The 17,247-nt window shown below is 66.8% G+C and carries 18 protein-coding genes; 2 read left to right on the forward strand and 16 right to left on the reverse strand.

Annotated features, from left to right (window positions below):
• Window positions 1–16: 16 nt before the first annotated feature.
• The 7 genes from ccoG to FFS09_RS00135 form a co-directional block, all read right to left on the reverse strand.
• The gene (gene ccoG / locus FFS09_RS00105; protein ID WP_137916832.1) at window positions 17–1,447 is read right to left on the reverse strand and encodes a cytochrome c oxidase accessory protein CcoG; all 1,431 of its coding nucleotides are present in this window, start codon (window positions 1,445–1,447) and stop codon (window positions 17–19) included.
• Between the two features lie 22 nt (window positions 1,448–1,469).
• Window positions 1,470–2,387 carry a cytochrome-c oxidase, cbb3-type subunit III gene (gene ccoP / locus FFS09_RS00110; RefSeq protein WP_137916833.1) on the reverse strand — a complete coding sequence of 306 codons (918 nt, stop codon included), beginning with the start codon at window positions 2,385–2,387 and terminating at the stop codon, window positions 1,470–1,472.
• Window positions 2,384–2,551, reverse strand: coding sequence for a cbb3-type cytochrome oxidase subunit 3 (locus tag FFS09_RS00115; RefSeq protein ID WP_137916834.1), 168 nt, complete (start codon window positions 2,549–2,551; stop codon window positions 2,384–2,386). Before FFS09_RS00115 ends, ccoP begins: the two co-directional genes overlap by 4 nt.
• A gap of 20 nt (window positions 2,552–2,571) precedes the next feature.
• Window positions 2,572–3,201: a cytochrome-c oxidase, cbb3-type subunit II gene (ccoO, locus tag FFS09_RS00120; RefSeq protein WP_137916835.1), complete on the reverse strand. Its 630-nt coding sequence runs from the start codon at window positions 3,199–3,201 to the stop codon at window positions 2,572–2,574.
• 10 nt (window positions 3,202–3,211) lie between these two features.
• Window positions 3,212–4,663 (reverse strand): cytochrome-c oxidase, cbb3-type subunit I, encoded by a 1,452-nt coding sequence (gene ccoN, locus FFS09_RS00125; RefSeq protein WP_137916836.1) that lies wholly within the window; start codon window positions 4,661–4,663, stop codon window positions 3,212–3,214.
• 67 nt (window positions 4,664–4,730) lie between these two features.
• Window positions 4,731–4,868, reverse strand: coding sequence for a cbb3-type cytochrome oxidase assembly protein CcoS (ccoS, locus tag FFS09_RS00130; RefSeq protein WP_137916837.1), 138 nt, complete (start codon window positions 4,866–4,868; stop codon window positions 4,731–4,733).
• Window positions 4,869–4,877: 9 nt separating this feature from the next.
• Window positions 4,878–7,184 carry a heavy metal translocating P-type ATPase gene (locus FFS09_RS00135; RefSeq protein ID WP_137916838.1) on the reverse strand — a complete coding sequence of 769 codons (2,307 nt, stop codon included), beginning with the start codon at window positions 7,182–7,184 and terminating at the stop codon, window positions 4,878–4,880.
• A gap of 112 nt (window positions 7,185–7,296) precedes the next feature.
• Here FFS09_RS00135 and FFS09_RS00140 point away from each other — a divergent pair, with 112 nt between their 5' ends.
• A complete protein-coding gene (locus FFS09_RS00140) occupies window positions 7,297–7,740 on the forward strand; it encodes a universal stress protein (RefSeq protein WP_137916839.1) in 444 nt (147 codons plus the stop codon).
• 39 nt (window positions 7,741–7,779) lie between these two features.
• On the opposite strand, the gene arsC is transcribed toward FFS09_RS00140, so the two are convergent.
• The 4 genes from arsC to FFS09_RS00160 all read right to left on the reverse strand — a co-directional run bounded on the left by arsC (window position 7,780) and on the right by FFS09_RS00160 (window position 10,551).
• Window positions 7,780–8,199 carry an arsenate reductase (glutaredoxin) gene (gene arsC, locus FFS09_RS00145; protein ID WP_137916840.1) on the reverse strand — a complete coding sequence of 140 codons (420 nt, stop codon included), beginning with the start codon at window positions 8,197–8,199 and terminating at the stop codon, window positions 7,780–7,782.
• Entirely contained in the window at window positions 8,196–9,233 is a 1,038-nt protein-coding gene (arsB, locus tag FFS09_RS00150; RefSeq protein ID WP_137916841.1) for an ACR3 family arsenite efflux transporter, read from the reverse strand. Before arsB ends, arsC begins: the two co-directional genes overlap by 4 nt.
• A gap of 28 nt (window positions 9,234–9,261) precedes the next feature.
• Window positions 9,262–9,588: an ArsR/SmtB family transcription factor gene (locus tag FFS09_RS00155; protein ID WP_137916842.1), complete on the reverse strand. Its 327-nt coding sequence runs from the start codon at window positions 9,586–9,588 to the stop codon at window positions 9,262–9,264.
• 90 nt (window positions 9,589–9,678) lie between these two features.
• Window positions 9,679–10,551, reverse strand: coding sequence for a LysR family transcriptional regulator (locus tag FFS09_RS00160; protein ID WP_137916843.1), 873 nt, complete (start codon window positions 10,549–10,551; stop codon window positions 9,679–9,681).
• Between the two features lie 108 nt (window positions 10,552–10,659).
• Between FFS09_RS00160 and bla the strand changes: the two genes are divergently transcribed.
• Entirely contained in the window at window positions 10,660–11,538 is an 879-nt protein-coding gene (gene bla, locus FFS09_RS00165; RefSeq protein WP_137916844.1) for a class A beta-lactamase, read from the forward strand.
• A 240-nt stretch (window positions 11,539–11,778) separates the two neighbouring features.
• Here the strand turns inward: bla and FFS09_RS00170 are convergent, their stop codons facing one another.
• The 5 genes from FFS09_RS00170 to FFS09_RS00190 are packed head-to-tail and all read right to left on the reverse strand — an operon-like array spanning window position 11,779 to window position 17,151.
• Window positions 11,779–13,338: a malonate--CoA ligase gene (locus FFS09_RS00170; protein ID WP_137916845.1), complete on the reverse strand. Its 1,560-nt coding sequence runs from the start codon at window positions 13,336–13,338 to the stop codon at window positions 11,779–11,781.
• Between the two features lie 25 nt (window positions 13,339–13,363).
• Window positions 13,364–14,131, reverse strand: coding sequence for an enoyl-CoA hydratase/isomerase family protein (locus FFS09_RS00175; RefSeq protein ID WP_137916846.1), 768 nt, complete (start codon window positions 14,129–14,131; stop codon window positions 13,364–13,366).
• Window positions 14,128–15,114 (reverse strand): Bug family tripartite tricarboxylate transporter substrate binding protein, encoded by a 987-nt coding sequence (locus FFS09_RS00180; protein ID WP_137916847.1) that lies wholly within the window; start codon window positions 15,112–15,114, stop codon window positions 14,128–14,130. Before FFS09_RS00180 ends, FFS09_RS00175 begins: the two co-directional genes overlap by 4 nt.
• A gap of 34 nt (window positions 15,115–15,148) precedes the next feature.
• On the reverse strand, window positions 15,149–16,486 hold the full coding sequence (locus tag FFS09_RS00185) for a malonyl-CoA decarboxylase (RefSeq protein ID WP_137916848.1): 1,338 nt from the start codon (window positions 16,484–16,486) through the stop codon (window positions 15,149–15,151).
• Window positions 16,483–17,151 (reverse strand): GntR family transcriptional regulator, encoded by a 669-nt coding sequence (locus FFS09_RS00190; protein ID WP_137916849.1) that lies wholly within the window; start codon window positions 17,149–17,151, stop codon window positions 16,483–16,485. The genes FFS09_RS00185 and FFS09_RS00190 overlap by 4 nt, the downstream gene beginning before the upstream one ends.
• Window positions 17,152–17,247: the final 96 nt, after the last annotated feature.

The following is a 17,247-nucleotide window of genomic DNA, read 5'->3' on the forward strand; positions in this document are numbered from 1 at the left end:
TTGGGGGGGCCTGGCGTCAGCGTGGCACGAGGAACACGGCCTTTTCCGAGACGTGGATGGTCTCGTCGCCGGTGGCGCGGATATCGAACCGGATCGGGTGCGAGCCGCTGCTGGCAGCATCGGGCGGAATCTGCACGCGCACCGCGACGGCGCGCACCTCGGTCGACAGCACCTCGACCTCGGCAGGCGTGTCCAGCGCGATGCCGGGCAAGCCCGACACGCTGATCGCATAGCGCTGCGGCGCTTCGGTGGCGTTCATGATCTGCAGCCGGAACACGTTTTCGATGCGGCCCTGCTCCACCATGCGCGCGAGTGCGCCACGGTCGCGGATCACGTCGACCTTGAGGGGCGTGCGCAGGAACAGGCTCAAACCGACGGCCAGCGTGATCGCGCCCAAGATCGCGGCATACACCAGCACCCGCGGGCGCAGCGCGCGCCGCAGCATCTGCCGCGTGCCCCAGCCCTGATCCATGCCGTTCTGCGTGGAGAAGCGGATCAGGCCGCGTGGGTAGCCCACCTTGTCCATCACGTCGTCGCACACGTCGATGCACGCGGCGCAACCGATGCATTCGTACTGCAGACCCTGGCGGATGTCGATGCCGGTCGGGCAGACCTGCACGCACAGAGTGCAGTCCACGCACGAGCCCAGGCCCAAGGCCTTCGCATCGGCCTTCTTCGAGCGTGCGCCGCGCGGTTCGCCACGTGATTCGTCGTAGGTGACGATCATGGTGTCCCGGTCGAACATCGCGCTCTGGAAGCGTGCGTAGGGGCACATGTACTTGCAGACCTGCTCGCGCAGGAAGCCCGCGTTGCCGTACGTGGCCAGGCCGTAGAAGAAGATCCAGAACAGTTGCCAGGGGCCGAGCGCGGCGGCCATCGACAGCGCGCCGAGTTCGCGGATGGGCGTGAAGTAGCCGACGAAGGTGAAGCCGGTCCACAACGAGAAGGCCAGCCACAACGCGTGTTTGAGCGAGCGCTTGCCGATCTTTTCAACGGACAGGGCCGAACCGTCCAGCCGCAGCCGCGCGCTGCGGTCGCCTTCCACCCGCTTCTCGATCCACAGAAAGATTTCGGTGTAGACCGTCTGTGGGCAGGCAAAGCCGCACCACAGGCGCCCGGCCACGGCCGTGAACAGGAACAGCGCCAGTGCCGAGATGACGAGCAGCCCGGTGAGGTAGATGAAATCCTGCGGGTACAGCACCAGGTTGAAGATGTAGAAGCGCCGCGCTTCCAGATCGAACAACACCGCCTGCCGTGCGTGCCACTGCAGCCATGGCAAGCCGTAGAACACGATCTGCGTAAGCCAGACCATGGTCCAGCGCCAGCGCGAAAACACCCCCGAGACGGAGCGCGGCTGGATCTTCTCGCGCGCCGCGTACAGCGACACCATCACCTCGTCGTCCGCCGCGGCGGGAACGATGGGAATGACGGTCCTGGATTTGCTCATGACAACCGCTCGCCGAAACGCTTCAGTTGCTCGCGGTGACGGCCTTGTTCGACAGGCCCCACACGTACGCGCTCAGCACATGGATCTGGTCGGCGTTGAGCTTGTCGGTCTGCGCGGGCATCTGGTTGTTGAAGCCTTTGGTGATCGCGCGCACCACGGCCTCTTCGCCCCAGCCGTGCAACCAGGTGTTGTCGCTCAGGTTGGGCGCGCCCATGGCGGTGTTGCCCTTGCCGTCGGCGCCATGGCAGGCCGCGCAGGCGCCAAAGCTGGCCCGGCCCAAGGTGGCGCGCAGGCCATCGTGCGGGCTGCCGGAGAGGCTGAGCACGTAGTGGGCGACGTTGCGCACGTCGTCCGGCGTGCCCACGGCCGCGGCCATGGGCGGCATGACGCCAGTGCGGCCCGAGGTGATCGTGGCCTTGATCGCGGCCGGGTCGCCGCCCCAGAGCCAGTCGCGGTCGCTCAGGTTGGGAAAGCCGCGCGCGCCGCGCGCGTCCGAACCGTGGCAAGTGGCGCAGTTGTTCATGAACAGGCGCTCGCCGATCGCCATGGCCTTGGCATCGCCCGCGAGTTGCGGCGCGTCCATGCCGTTGAACTGCGCATACAGCGGCGCAATCTCCTCGGCCATCCGGGCCACCTCGGCTTTGTAGCGGCCATCGGACGTCCAGTTCAACACGCCTTCGTACTTGCCGTACATGGGGTACAGCACACCGTAGATCAACGAGAACACGACGGTGATGATGAACAGGTAGACCCACCAGCGCGGCAACGGGTTGTTCATCTCGCGCAGGTCTTCGTCCCACACGTGGCCGGTGGTGTTGTCCGCCGTGGCCTTGACCTTGGTGGTGCCGCTGATCCACAACAGCACCAGGCAGGCCAGGATGCTGACCAGCGTCAGCCCGGCCACGTACCAGGACCAGAAATCGCTCGTGAAGTCGCTCATGAAGGTTCTCTCGTGCTGTCTTGCGCGGCTTCGTCGCGAAACGGCAGCATCGCCGCGTCGTCGAAGCGCGACTGGTTGCGCCGCGACCAGGCCCAGGCCACGATGCCCAGGAAGGTCAACAGGCTGATCACGGTCACGGTGCTGCGCAGGTCGTTGATGTCCATGGTGTTCTCCTGGCTGGTGCTTACTTGATGGCGGTGCCCAGCACCTGCAGGTAGGCGATGAGCGCGTCCATGTCGGTCTTGCCTTTCACGTCCTGCGTGGACGCGGCGATCTCTTCGTCGGTGTACGGCGCGCCCAGCGTGCGCAGCACTTCCATGCGCCTGGGCAGGCCTGCCGCGTCCACGGTTCGTTTCTCCAGCCACGGGTAGGTCGGCATGTTGGACTCGGGCACCAGGTCGCGCGGGTTGATCAGGTGGATGCGGTGCCACTCGTCGTTGTAGCGGCCGCCCACACGGGCCAGGTCGGGGCCGGTGCGCTTGCTGCCCCACTGGAACGGGCGGTCGTAGACGAACTCACCGGCCATCGAATAGTGGCCGTAGCGCAGCGTCTCGGCCTGGAAGGGGCGGATCATTTGCGAGTGGCAGTTGTAGCAACCCTCGCGCACGTACACGTCGCGTCCGGCGATCTGCAGCGCGCTGTAGGGCTTGAGACCGGGCACCGGTTGCGTGGTGGACTTCTGGAAGAACAGCGGAACAATCTCCACCAGGCCGCCGATCGCGATCACCAGCACGATGAGCACGACCATGAGGAAGTTGTTGGTTTCGATCCGCTCATGGGTGAAACCCCGGGGCTTGTCGTTGTGGTGGCTCATGGTGCGGTCCTCAGGCGTGAGCGGGGTTGAGGGCGGCGGGGATGCGGGCGTCCTCGGCCTTGCCGTTGCGCGCGGTCATCACCGTGTTCCACAGCATCACCAACATGCCGGCGAGGTAGAGCACGCCACCGAACAGACGGATGAGGTAGAACGGGAACGTGGCTTTCACCGACTCCACGAAGGTGTAGGTCAGGCTGCCGTCGGGGTTGACGGCGCGCCACATCAGACCTTGCATCACACCGGCGATCCACATCGCGGCGATGTAGAGCACGATGCCGATGGTCGAGATCCAGAAGTGCAGTTCGATCGCGGGCACCGAGTGCATCTTCTTCTGACCGTACAGGCGCGGAATCAGGTAGTACATCGAACCCATGGTGATCAGGCCCACCCAACCCAGCGCGCCGGCGTGCACGTGGCCCACCGTCCAGTCGGTGTAGTGCGAGAGCGCGTTCACGGTCTTGATCGACATCAGCGGGCCCTCGAAGGTGGCCATGCCGTAGAACGACAGCGAGACGATCAGGAAGCGCAGGATCGGGTCGTCGCGCAGCTTGTGCCAGGCACCCGAGAGGGTCATGATCCCGTTGATCATGCCGCCCCAGCTCGGCGCGAGCAGGATGAGCGAGAACACCATGCCGACCGATTGCGTCCAGTCCGGCAGCGCGGTGTAGTGCAGGTGGTGCGGCCCCGCCCACATGTAGGTGAAGATCAGCGCCCAGAAGTGCACGATGGACAGGCGGTAGCTGTACACCGGGCGCTCGGCCTGCTTGGGGATGAAGTAATACACCATGCCCAGAAAGCCCGCGGTGAGGAAGAAGCCCACCGCGTTGTGGCCGTACCACCACTGCACCATCGCGTCCTGCACGCCGGCGTAGGCCGAGTAGCTCTTGAAGAGATCCACTGGCACGGCCGCGCTGTTGACGATGTGCAGCACCGCGATGGCCAGGATGAACGCGCCGAAGAACCAGTTGGCCACGTAGATGTGGCGCACCTTGCGCAGGCCGATGGTGCCGAAGAACACGATGGCGTAGGCGACCCACACGAAGGTGATCAGCACGTCGATCGGCCACTCCAGCTCGGCGTATTCCTTGCCCGAGGTGTAGCCCAGCGGCAGCGAGATGGCCGCCAGCACGATCACGGCTTGCCAACCCCAGAAGCTGAAGGCCGCGAGCTTGTCGGAGATGAGCCGGACCTGGCAGGTGCGCTGCACCACGTAGTAGCTCGCCGCCATCAGGCCGCAGCCGCCGAAGGCGAAGATCACCGCGTTGGTGTGCAGCGGGCGCAGGCGGCCGTACGACAGCCATTCAATGCCCATGTTGAGCGCGGGCCAGGTGAGCTGCGCGGCGATGATCACGCCCACCAGCATGCCCACCACGCCCCACACCACCGTCATGATGGCGAACTGCCGAACGACTTTGTCGTTGTAGACCGCCGCCGATGGGCGGGTCCCGCTGGTCACTGACATACACAACTCCTCGCAAGTGTCATGCAGCCAGTGTCGGCAAGGCGGGCGGTTCGCGCCTTGACCTACATCAATCGTTCTTGAGAATGCGCTCGCCTTCGCGCTCGATGTTGTCGAACTGGCCGCCTTGCAGCGCCCACCAGAACACGCCGATGATGCCGAACACCAGCAGCACGGACAGTGGAATCAGGAGGTAGAGGATGTCCACGGTGAAGCCTCAGCGGCGCGCCAGCCGCAGCGCATTGCCGATCACCAGCAGCGAACTGGCCGCCATGCCCAGGCCGGCGAGCCACGGCGGCATGAAGCCGGCCAAGGCCAGCGGCACGCACACCACGTTGTAGACCGCCGCCCAGGCCAGGTTCTGTCGCACCGTGCGCAGCGTGGCGCGGGCCTGCACGAGCGTGCGCACCACGTCCATCACCTCGCCGCTCTGCACGATGAAGTCCGACCGCGCTTGCGCCAATGGCGCGGCGTGGCCGAGCGCGAACGAGGTGTTGGCGCGCGCGAGCACCGGCCCGTCATTGAGGCCGTCGCCCACCATCGCGACCCGCATGCCGCGCGCCTGCAGCGCGGTGATCTCGGCCAGTTTTTGTTCTGGCGAGGCGCCGGCGATCACCTGGTCCACGCCCACGGCGTCGGCCACTTGCCGGGCTGCGGACTCGCGGTCGCCCGAGAGCAGCCAGGTGCGAAGGCCCATCTCGCGCAGCACCGCCACCGCTTGCGCGGCATCGGCGCGCAAGCCTTCCTGAAGACGGAAGCTGGCGAGCCAGCCGCTGGCGTCGGCCAGGTGCACGGCGGGTGCGTCGTGGTGGATCTCCCACGAAGGGCCACCACAGAACGCCGCGGAACCCAGGCGCACCCAGGTGCCATCGGGCCGCAGGGCCTGCATGCCCTGCCCTGCCTGCTCGCGGTGGCCGGCCAAGGGCGCGAGCGCCACGTGCTCGGCCGCTGCAACGCCGGCAATGGCGCGCGATGCCGGGTGCAGCGAACCCTCGGCCAGCGCGCCGGCGAGCGACAGTGCCTGTTCGCGGCTCAGGCCGTCGCGCGTGCGAATCTCGGTCAACTCAAGCCGGTCGTGCGTGAGCGTGCCGGTCTTGTCGAACACCACCGCGTCGATGTGTGCCAAAGCCTCGAACGCTTGCAGCCGGCGCACCAGCACACCGCGCCGCGCCAGCGCACCGGCGGAGGTCAGCATGGCCGCGGGCGTGGCGAGCGAGAGCGCACAAGGACAGGTGACGATGAGCACGGCCACCGCCACCGCCAAAGCCTGCGTGTGGTCGACCTGCCACCAATAGAAGCCGGCGAGCGCGGCGGCCAACAGCACCAGCAAGAGGAACGGCGCGGCCACGCGGTCGGCCAGCACCGCCAGGCGCGGCTTCTCGGTGGAGGCGCGCTCCATCAGTTGCACGATCTGCGCGAAGCGCGTGTCCTGCCCGATGCGCGCCACGCGCAAGTGCACCGGGCCGCCCAGGTTGAAGCTGCCCGCCACCAGGGCCTGCCCCTGTTGCCGCGCGACGGGATGCGATTCGCCGGTGAGCAGCGCCTCGTCGACGAGCGCATTCGCATCGAGCAATTCGCCATCGGCCGGAAAGGCCTGCGCGGCGCGCACACGCACCACGTCGCCCACCCGCAGCCGGCGCAGCGAGACCGGTTCGTAGCCGCCATCGGCTTTCTGCCGGTCGCACACCGGCGGCAGGCGGTTCATGAGGCTGTCGAGCGCGCCGGCCGTGCGGTCGCGCGCCTTGTGCTCCAGGTAGCGGCCGCCGAGCAGGAAGAACACGAACATCGTGAGCGAGTCGAACCACACCTCGGCACCCCAGGGGCCGGTCGGATCGAAGGTGGCGGCCGAGCTGGCGAGGAAGGTGACGAGGATGCCGATCGACACTGGCGTGTCCATGCCCACGCGGCCGTGCTTCAGGTCGCGCCAGGCGCTGGCAAAGAACGGGCCGCTGGCGAAGAACACCACCGGCAGGCTGACCACCCAGCTGGCCCAGCGCAGGAGTTGATCGATGTCGGGCGGCATCTCGCCCGGCGCGGCCACGTACGCGGGCCAGGCGAACATCATCACCTGCATCATGCAAAAGCCCGCGACGAACAGGCGCCAGAGCGCCTGCCGGGTCTGGCGCAGGCGCTCGCTGACGGACGCAGCCTGCTGCAGCGGCAACAGGCGGTAGCCGCGTTGGCCGAGCGCGCGCGCCAGCCCGGACAGGCGCGTGAGCGCCGGGTCCCATTGCAGCGTGAGGCGCCGGGTGGCCGCGTGCACCTGCGCCCCCTGCACGCCGGGCAGGCCTTGCAGCGCGGACTCCACCGCGTCGGCGCAGGCCGCGCAGTACATGCCCTGCACCACCAGCACCGATTCGGCGGCACCGTGCTCCAGGCGGCGCGTGAAGATCTCCTGCTCCTGCGCATCGTCCAGCACGCTGAAATCGTCGCTCACCGTCAACGATCCGCGGTGCTCGCCGAGCCAGGCAATGGCAGGCGCGGGCACGCCGCTTGCCGGGAACGGTGGGGAGGCCGGGTTCATGCCCAAGAGCGTAGTCCACGTCCTGAGACGCGCCATTGACATAGGTCAAGCACAAACGCCGAGGCTTTGATACCCTGAGGTTCCCGAGGTCAACCACAGAAGGAGAATGAACATGTACAAACGAATTCTGATCGCCACCGACGGGTCCAAGCTGTCTGAACAGGCCGTGGAGCACGGCATCAACCTGGCCGACCTGACCGGCGCGGAAGTGGTGGCACTCAAGGTCATTCCGCGCTATCCGCAGTCCTACTTCGAGGGCGGCGTGGCCCTGGCCGCGGCCGAGGTCGCCCGCATCGAGAAGCAGTGGCAGGAAGAGGCCCTGGTCTCGGTGAACGCCGTGAAGTCCGCGGGGCAGGCGCGCGAGGTGAAGGTCAAGCCGGTGACGGTGAAGTCCGATCTGATCTCGGAGGCCATCATCGCCACGGCCAAGCGCAACAAGTGCGACCTGATCGTGATGGCCTCACACGGTCGCCGCGGCATCAAGCGCCTGCTGCTGGGCAGCGAGACGCAGCAGGTGCTGACGCACTCGCACATTCCGGTGCTGGTGTTGCGGTAGGTTCCGACGCGGGCTTGTCAGGGCGGCGCGCGGTTCGGCTCACGCACGGCGCGCGCCCGTGTCGACGACGCGTTCACCGTCCTCCTTGGTAAACGGCGGCAGCGGACCGACCGGTAGCAGCGTCAGCACCGACTCCGATGGCCGACACAAGCCGGTACCGAGCGGTGTTTCCACGATGGGGCGGTTCAGCAGAATCGGATGCTGCGCGACGAAGTCCAGCAATTGGTCGTCAGACCAGTGCGGGTCGCCCAGACCCAGCTCTGCATAGGGCGTGCCCTTTTCGCGCAACAGCGCCCGAACGGGGCTGCCGATGGCGGCGACCAGTTGCTGGAGCCGCTCCCTGGACGGCGGCGTCTTCAGGTACTCGACAATCACCGGTTCGATGCCGGCATGCCGAATCAGGGCGAGGACATTGCGCGACGTTCCGCAGTCGGGGTTGTGAAAGATCGTGACGGTCATGGGGTTCCCGGAAGCATGTTGCGCTCGTACCAGTGCTGCGAGCGGTTGACGACGGACACCACCACCAGCATCAACGGGACCTCGATGAGGACGCCCACGACGGTGGTGAGCGCAGCGCCCGACTGGAAGCCGAACAAGGCGATGGCGGTCGCCACGGCCAGTTCAAAGAAATTGCTGGCACCGATCAGGGCCGACGGCCCGGCGACGCAGTGCTGCACGCCCAACTGGCGGTTCAGCACATAGGCCAGACCGGCGTTGAACACCACCTGGATCAGGATCGGCACGGCCAGCATGGCGATGACCAGCGGCTGCTGGAGGATGGCCTCGCCCTGGAAAGCGAACAGCAGCACCAGCGTCAGGAGCAACGCCACGATCGACAACGGCCCCAGCTTCCCGGCCACGGCCTGGAAGTGCGCAATGCCACCGCGCAACAGCGAGCGCCGCCAGCACTGTGCGATCACCACGGGCACCACGATGTAGAGACCTACCGAGGTCAGCAGCGTGTCCCAAGGCACGGTGATGGACGACAGCCCCAACAACAAGGCCACGATCGGCGCGAACGCGACCACCATGATGGCGTCGTTCAACGCCACCTGGGAGAGCGTGAACAGCGGGTCGCCTTTGCAGAGCTGGGACCAGACGAACACCATCGCCGTGCAAGGCGCCGCGGCCAGCAGGATGAGACCCGCGATATAGCTGTCGAGCTGATCCACGGGAAGCCATGGCGCGAAGACCTGGCGGACGAAGATCCAGCCCAACAGCGCCATGGAGAAAGGCTTGACCGCCCAGTTGATGAACAAGGTGACGCCGATGCCCTTTGCATGGGACTTCATCTGGCCCAGAGCGCCGAAGTCCACCTTCAGGAGCATCGGGATGATCATCACCCAGATGAGGATACCCACCGGGATGTTGACCTGCGCCACCTCCAGCGCGGCCACCGCGTGGAAGAACTGCGGTAGCAGTTGACCGAGCGCGATGCCGGCAACGATGCAGAGCGCGACCCAGAGGGTCAGATAGCGTTCAAAGAAACCCATGGCGGCGGCTGTCGGTTGCACGCGGGGATCAGCCACCACAGACGGCCGAGTTCGGCTCGATGGCACACGCGGCGCCCGCACAGCAGTTCTCCGTGAGGTAGCCGAGCAGCCCGTTCATCTGGTCGTAAGCGGCCCGGTAGATCAGGTTCTTGCTGGCGCGCTCGACCGTGACCAGACCGGCGGTGGCCAATTCCTTCAAATGAAACGACAGGGTGGTGGCGGGAATCCCCAAACCTTCGTGCATGACGCCGGGCGTCATGCCGGCCGGACCGGACACCACCAGCGCCCTGAACACCTGGAGTCGGATGGGGTGGGCCAGCGCAGCCAGTGCGCGAATCACGTGTTCTTCGTTCATGGCACAACAATACCACAATTGTCGAATTGTCGATGTATTGACACGCCTTTGTGGGCTGACCATGGGGCTTTGCCTTGCTCGCGCGGTGGGTCAGCCAGCGGCCGTTTCGGGCCGCTGCGCCTCCAGCCAATCCTGGAACGCTTTCATGGCCGCACCCTTGCGCCGCGTCTTCAAGCGCGTGAGCCAGTAGCCGCCCACATCCACCTCCACGTCGAACAAGCGCACCAGGCGACCGCTCTGCAGATCGCGGTCAAACAGCGCCACCGGCAACAGGGCCACGCCAGCGCCTTGCGCGGCCGCATCGGCCAGCACCTGCGAGGCGTCGAACACCGGCCCGGTGAGCAAGGGGCAGCGCGCGCCCGCCGCTTCGAACCATTGCGCCCATTCGTCCGAGCGGTAGGAGCGCAGCAGCGTCTCGTGCCCCAGGTCGGATGGCGCGCGGATGCGGTGGGCCAACATGGGTGAGCACATGGGCGCCAGCGGCGCGTCCAGCAGATGGCGCGTCTGCACGCCGGGCCACTGCCCGTCGCCGAAGCGGATCGCACAGTCCAGCCCCTCGGCCGCAAGGTCGATGCGGTTGTTGTGCGTGAACAGGCGCAACTCCACGAAGGGGTGGCGCGCCTGGAAGTCGCGCAGGCGCGGCAGCAGCCAGCCCACGGCGAAGGTGCCGACCGCGCCCACGGACAGCACCTCGCGCTTGTGCGCGCCCTTGAACGACTCCAGCGTGGCCGAGACGCGCGCGAACGCGTCCACCAGCGTCGGCAGCAGGGCCATGCCCTCGTCGGTCAGCGCCAGACCGCGGGGCACACGCCGGAACAGCGGCTTGCCCAGGCGCTGCTCCAGGTTCTTCACATGCTGGCTCACGGCAGTCTGCGTGAGGTGGAGCTCCTGCGCGGCGCGCGTGAAGCTCAGGTGCCGCGCCGAGACCTCGAAGGCGCGCAGGGCGTTGAGTGGCAGGTCCATCGGAATCCCCAAGTTTTTCTGTGGTGTGGCCTCGATTATTTCCGTTTGAACGGAAGGCGTGCTCTTCCTACGATACGCGCCTGTTCAACGACATCTCACCATCAAACCATGATCGATCGACGCACTTTCTGCATCACCCCGGGCGCCGCGCTGCTGGCCGGCCTGTCCGCCGCACACCTCAAGAATGCTTGGGCCGATACCCACCCTCTGCAGGACAGCCTGCGCGACATCGAGAAACAGGCCAAGGGCCGGCTGGGCGTGCACATCATCGACACCGCCAGCGGCCGCGAACTGGGCTGGCGCGGCGACGAGCGCTTCCTGATGCTCAGCTCGTTCAAGCTGCTGGCCAGCGCCCTGGTGCTGGACCGCGCGGACCGGGGCGAAGCGTCGCTGGAGCAGCGCATCCGCTATCGCAAGCAGGACCTGGTGTCCTGGTCGCCCGTGACCGAGCGCCACGTGGGTGGCGAAGGCTTGAGCCTGGCGCAGCTGTGCGAAGCCACCATCACCACCAGCGACAACACCGCCGCCAACCTCATCCTCGCCAGCTATGGCGGACCGGCCGCGCTCACCGCCTACGCGCGCCGTCTGGGCGACCGCGCGACGCGGCTGGACCGCACCGAGCCCGAACTCAACCGCCGCGCCGCCAGCGGCGAGCCGCTGGACACCACCACGCCGCGCGCGATGGCTCACACATTGAACAAACTTCTGTTGGGCGATGCCCTGAAGCCCGCCTCGCGCGAACGCCTGACGCAATGGCTGCGGGCCAATACCACCGGCGGAAAACGCCTGCGGGCTGGCGTGCCGAGCGGCTGGCAGATCGGCGAGAAAACCGGCACCGCGGGCGACGATGCCAACGACATCGGCATCGCGTTCCCGCCGCAGCGCAAGCCGATCATCGTGACCGCGTACCTGGCGGAGAGCGTCACCGATTCAGGCACAAGGGAGGCCGCGCTGGCAAGTGTGGGGCGGCTGCTGGCGCAGGTTTGAAAGCGGACCAGGTGATCGAGGCGAGCTTGCGATGAAGTGAGGGGTTGGCGCGCGGCCCCCACCCCAACCCTCCCCCAGCGGGGGAGGGAGATGGCGAGCCGCACACACGTAGGCCATCGGTGATCGGGGTGAGCGCCGTAGCGAAGTAAAGAAGGAGAGGCGGCGAAGCCGACTCGGGTGACATTCGCGGAGGCGCTCGCCCCGGTCGCCGGTGGCCGACCCTTCCGAAGCGAAAAAAACTCAGGAAACGAAGAGCCCCTTGTGCAACTCCCGCAAGAGATTCTTCTGCACCTTCCCCATGGCATTGCGCGGCAACTCCGTCACCACGAAGCAGCGCTTGGGAATCTTGAAGTTCGCCAGCTTCGCCTTCAAAGCCGCAATGATCTGCTCGGTGTCCAGCGCGGCGCCGGGCTTCGCGATCACCACCGCCACCCCCACCTCGCCAAAGTCCGGGTGCGGCACCCCCACCACCGCGCTCTCGGCCACGCCAGACATCTCGTTGATGGTGGCCTCGATCTCGGCCGGGTACACGTTGTAGCCACCCGAAATGATCAGGTCCTTGCTGCGCCCCACGATGCTCACGTAGCCGCGGTCATCGACGCGGCCCACATCCCCGGTCTTGAAGAAACCGTCGGCGGTGAACTCCTCGGCTGTCTTCTCGGGCATGCGCCAATACCCTTTGAACACGTTGGGCCCACGCACCTGGATCGCACCGATCTCGCCGGTGGCGATCGGCTGGTTCGCATCGTCCACCACGCGCAGCTCATTGCCCGGCAAGGGAAACCCCACCGTGTTGCCGCGCCGCTCGCTCTGGTCGCCAAAACGCGCGTCCGCCGCGTACGGATTGGACGTGATCATCACCGTCTCGCTCATGCCGTAGCGCTCCAGAATGGTCTGGCCGGTGCGCGCCTTCCATTCGTCAAACGTCTCGATCAGCAAGGGCGCCGAGCCCGAGATGAACAGGCGCATGTGCGCGGCCTGTTGCTTCGAAAGGCCGGGCTCGGCGAGCAGGCGCACGTACAGCGTGGGCACGCCCATGAACACCGTGGCGCGCGGCAGCAGCTCCACCACCGCGCGCGGCTCGAACTTGTTGAGCCACAGCATCGGGCTGCCGTTGATCAGCGCGCCATGGATCGCCACGAACAGGCCGTGCACGTGGAAGATCGGCAAGGCATGGATCAGCACGTCGTCCGGCTGCCAGCCCCAGTAGTCCTTGAGCACCAGGGCATTGCTGAGCATGTTGCCGTGCGAGAGCATCGCGCCCTTGCTGCGCCCCGTCGTGCCGCTGGTGTAGATGATCACCGCCAGGTCTTCGGCGCGGCTGTGCGCCGGGGTGTGCACGTCGCTGTGGTGCGCGGCGCGGTCCAGCAGTGTGCCGGTGCGGTCGTCGCCCAGCGTGAACACGTGGCGCGTGCCGGCCTTGAAAGCGATCTTGGACACCCAGCCGAAGTTGGCCGGACTGCACACCACCACAGCCGGTTCGGCGTTGCCCACGAAGTACTCGATCTCGCCCGCCTGGTAGGCGGTGTTGAGCGGCAGAAACACATGGCCCGAGCGCAGCGTGGCGAGGTACAGCACCAGCGCCTCGACCGACTTCTCCACCTGCACCGCGATGCGCGAGCCTTCGGGCAGCTGCATCGACGCGAACAGGTTGGCCACCATGGCGCTGGCGCGGTCCAGGTCGCGCCAGGAATAACGCAGGCCGGCTTGCGCGCCGCCCACGGTTTCGACGGCGGTGCTGTCCAGATCGGCGGGAAAGGCCGCGCGCAGGGCGGCGTAGAGGTTGTGGTTGTTGTTCATGGTCAAAAACAAAAACGGAAAAAATTCAGAAAGTCGGCTGGCGCTTGGTGAGAAAGGCGTCGATGCCCTCGCGGTGCTCGGCCTGGTCGGCGTAATCGTAGGCGCTCGCCACGACGGTCTCCACCGGTTGGCCCGCACCCAGTGCGCGCAAGGTCTGTTTGTTCAGGCGCGCGGCCTGCGGCGCCAGGCGCGCGATGCGCTGCGCGCGGGCCAGCACGTCGGCAGCCACCTCGGCGTCGGGCAACACCGCGTGCAGGAAACCGCGCGTCTTCATTTCGCCGGCCTCGAGCACCGCGGCTTCCAGCAGCATCTCGCGCGCGGTGGCCAGGCCCGCCTCTCGCGCCACCAATTGGGCTTCGCGCGGGGCCATCGGAAAACCAAGACGGGCAATCGGCGCGCCAAAGCGCGAACCCGCGGCGGCCACGCGGATGTCGCAGCAGCTCGCGATCTCCACGCCCGCGCCCATGCAGTTGCCCTCGATCTGCGCGAGCACCGGCAGGTCGCAGGCCAGCATGGCGCTCAGGCCGCCCCACACGTCGTTTTCGTGGAAGTCGCGCAGGTGCTCGGCGTCGAAGCGAAAGCCGGGGTACTCGGCAATGTCACCCCCGGCGCAGAAGTGACCGCCCTTCCCTGCCACGGTCACGCAGCGCAGGTCGGTGCGGCCTTGCAACTCGGTGAACACCGCCTTCAATTCGCGCCACATCGCGCGCGACATGGCGTTGAATTTGGCCGGGTTGGACAGCGTCACGCGCGCGAGCGCGTGATCGATGGCGAGGTGGACGTGGCCGCTCATTCGAGCTTCGCGCCCGAGGCCTTCACCACCTGCGTCCACTTCTGGATTTCGCCCTTGACGAAGGCGTCGAACTGCGGGCCGCTCACGTTGGCGAACTCCGCGCCCTGGCTGGCCCAGACCGCCTTGGCCTCGTCGGTGCTCACCGCTTTGCGGATTTCCTCGATGGCGGCCTTCTGCGCATCGGCGGGCGTGCCTTTGGGCGCCCACACACCGTACCAGGTCGTCACGTTGTAGTCGGGCAGGCCCACCTCGGCGGCGCAAGGCACGTCGGGCAAGGCCGGGCTGCGCTGCTTGCCCGAGACCATCAGTGGCTTGATGCGGCCGCCCTTGATGTGCGCGGCCGAGGAGCCCAGGCCGTCGAACATCACGTCCACCTGGCCTGCGATGAGGTCGTTGAGCGCGGGGCCCGCGCCGCGGTAGGGAATGTGGGTGATGAAGGTCTGGGTCTGCTGCTTGAACAGTTCGCCCGCGAGATGGTGCGAGGTGCCGCTGCCGGCGGAGGCGTAATTGAGCTTGCCGGGGTTGGCCTTGGCCCAGGCGAGAAACTCCTTGAAGTTGCTGGCCGACACGCGCTTGGGGTTGACCACCACCACCTGCGGCACGCTCGCCACGAGGATGAGGGGCACCAGGTCTTTTTCCAGGTCGTAGTCGAGCTTGGGGTACATGCTGGGCGCGATCGTGTGGTGCACCGCGCCCATGAACAGGGTGTAGCCGTCGGCCGGGGCCTTGGCCGCGATGCCCGCGCCCAGCGTGCCGCCCGCGCCGCCGCGGTTGTCGATTACGAGGCTCTTGCCGGTGAGTCGCGCGAATTGCGCGGCCATGGGACGCGCGAAGGCATCGGTGCCGCCGCCCGCGGGGAACGGCACGATCATCGTCACCGGCTTGCTCGGCCAGCTGGACTGGGCGTGGCCCGCCGTGCTGTAGAGGGCGGTGCCGGCCAGGGCCGCGCGCAGGATGTCTCGTCGGTTCAGGCTCTCGGTCATGCTGTTGTCTCCTGTGGTTGAAATCGTGGCGGCTTCAAAGGTAGAGGTCTTTGATGGCCGCTGCTATCGGGATTTTTCCTTGCGCGAGCAAGGCGCGGTGCTTGTCCAGGCGCTTGAGATCGTAGAGGTAGTTCACCATCAGGCCGTAGGACTGCTTCAGGCCTTTGGGCGACGGGTCGGCGGCCCAGTTCAGTTTCTCCACGCGCGCGCCGTTGCCCAGGTGGAAACGCGCCACCGGGTCGAGCGGCTTGCCCTCGTCGATCTGATCGCCGAGGTAGCGCGCGGCCCAACCCAGGAGCGCGCGGCGCTCGGGTGAGGGTTCGGGCAAGTCCTCGGCGTGCTCCCAGGCCTTCACCATCTCGGCCGGTGCGTGCTTCGACAGCCAGGCGCGCAAGCCGGGGATCGGCGAGAGCGTGACGAAGGTCCTGAGGCGGGGAAATTCATCCTTGAGCGTTTCCACCACGCGCTTGATGAGCGAGTCGCCAAAGCTCACGCCCCTCAGGCCGCGCTGGGTGCTGCTGATGGAATAGAAGATCGCGGTGGTGGCCTTGCCGAGATCGGCCGGCGCGGCGGCTTCGTCAAGCAGCGGCGTGATGCTGGTGGCGATCTCGTTCATGAGCGCCACTTCCACGAAGATCAGCGGCTCGCCGGCCAGGCGTGGGTGGAAGAAGCCATAGCAGCGCCGGTCGCTGTCGAGCCGGTTCTTCACGTCGGCCCAGCTGCGGATGTCGTGCACCGCTTCGTACTGGATGAGTTTCTCCACCAGGGAGGCCGGCGAATCCCAGCTGATGCGGCGCAGGTCGAGAAAGCCCACGTCGAACCAGGTGGAGAACATGTACTCCATCTCCACGTCGAGCGCGGCCAGGCGCTTGTCGGTCTTGAGTTGCGCTTGCAGTTCGGCGCGCATGTTCACCAGGAAATGCACGCCCTGCGGGTTGGCGCTGAAGCGCTGCAGCAGGCGCCGCCGGGGCGAGACGGTGGCGCGCCGGTAGAGCACCTCGGCCGCGGCTTCGTCGGGTGTGCCCACCGCGGCGGCGAACTGGGTCTGCGCCTTCTTCACGCGCTCCGGATCCGCGACGAAGCGCTCGCTCATGAGCAGCCACAGGTCGCGCCGGTGGGGCAGTGTCGCCTGGGCGTACCAGTCCATCATGGCCTGCGCGCGGCGCCCGCCCTCCACTTCGCTCACCATCGGGTCGACGATGGCTTGCAAATCCTTGAGCGTCTGGCGCAGCGTGCGCGGCGACATGGCCTCTTCCTCGTGCCGCAAGGTGGCCTTGAGCCGCTCCATGGTGGAACGGGGCATGGGGTCGGTTTTCTTCGTGCTCGTGCGCAGCATCGAAACGCCTTGCGAAAACCAGTCGGGTGGCGTCATGGCTTCATCTCCAACAATCGGGATGTCTGGTTGCGCGCGAGTTCGCGCAGGGCCACGCGCTGGCGCGTGAGGTGGGTGCGCATGGCGGCTTCGGCGCCTTCGGCGTCGCGCGCCTTGAGCGCCGCGAACACGGCCATGTGTTCGGACAGGCTCTGGTCCAGCCGACCTGGCGCGTGCAGTTGCTGCAGGCGCGCGAGCTTGACGATCTTGCGCAGGTCGCCGATCACCTGGGCCAGCCAGCGGTTGTTGGCCAGCGTGATGATGGCTTCGTGGATCGCGAAGTTGGCGTCGTAGTAGTCGTTGATGCGCCGGGCTTGCGCACTCTCGTTGAGCCGGTCGTGCAACTGCTGCAGCGCCGCCAGGTCGGCGTCGGTCGCGTTGTTGGCGGCTTCGAAAGCGCAGCGCCCTTCCAGCAAGGCGATCACGGGAAAGATCTCGTCCAGGTCGCGCTCGGTGACCTCGCTCACGAAACAACCGCGACGCGGCTCGTGGCGCACCAGGCCTTCGGCGCTCAACACCTTGAGCGCTTCGCGCAAGGGCGTGCGCGAAATCGACAGTTCGGCACACAGGGCGTGTTCGTCCATGAAGCTGCCCGGCGCGAGCTCGCCCGCGAAGATGCGTTCGCGCAGCTTCGTGGCCACTTCGTCGTGCAGGGAATTCAACATGCTGGCCTTCGAAATTACGTGTAATTACGCGTAATTCTAGAAGTCGATACCCCCACAGGCCACCGGGTTTACCCGTGGAAGGCAGCTGCACGCGCC

The organism is Hydrogenophaga sp. 2FB (genome assembly GCF_005503365.1).
Lineage (GTDB): Bacteria > Pseudomonadota > Gammaproteobacteria > Burkholderiales > Burkholderiaceae_C > Hydrogenophaga.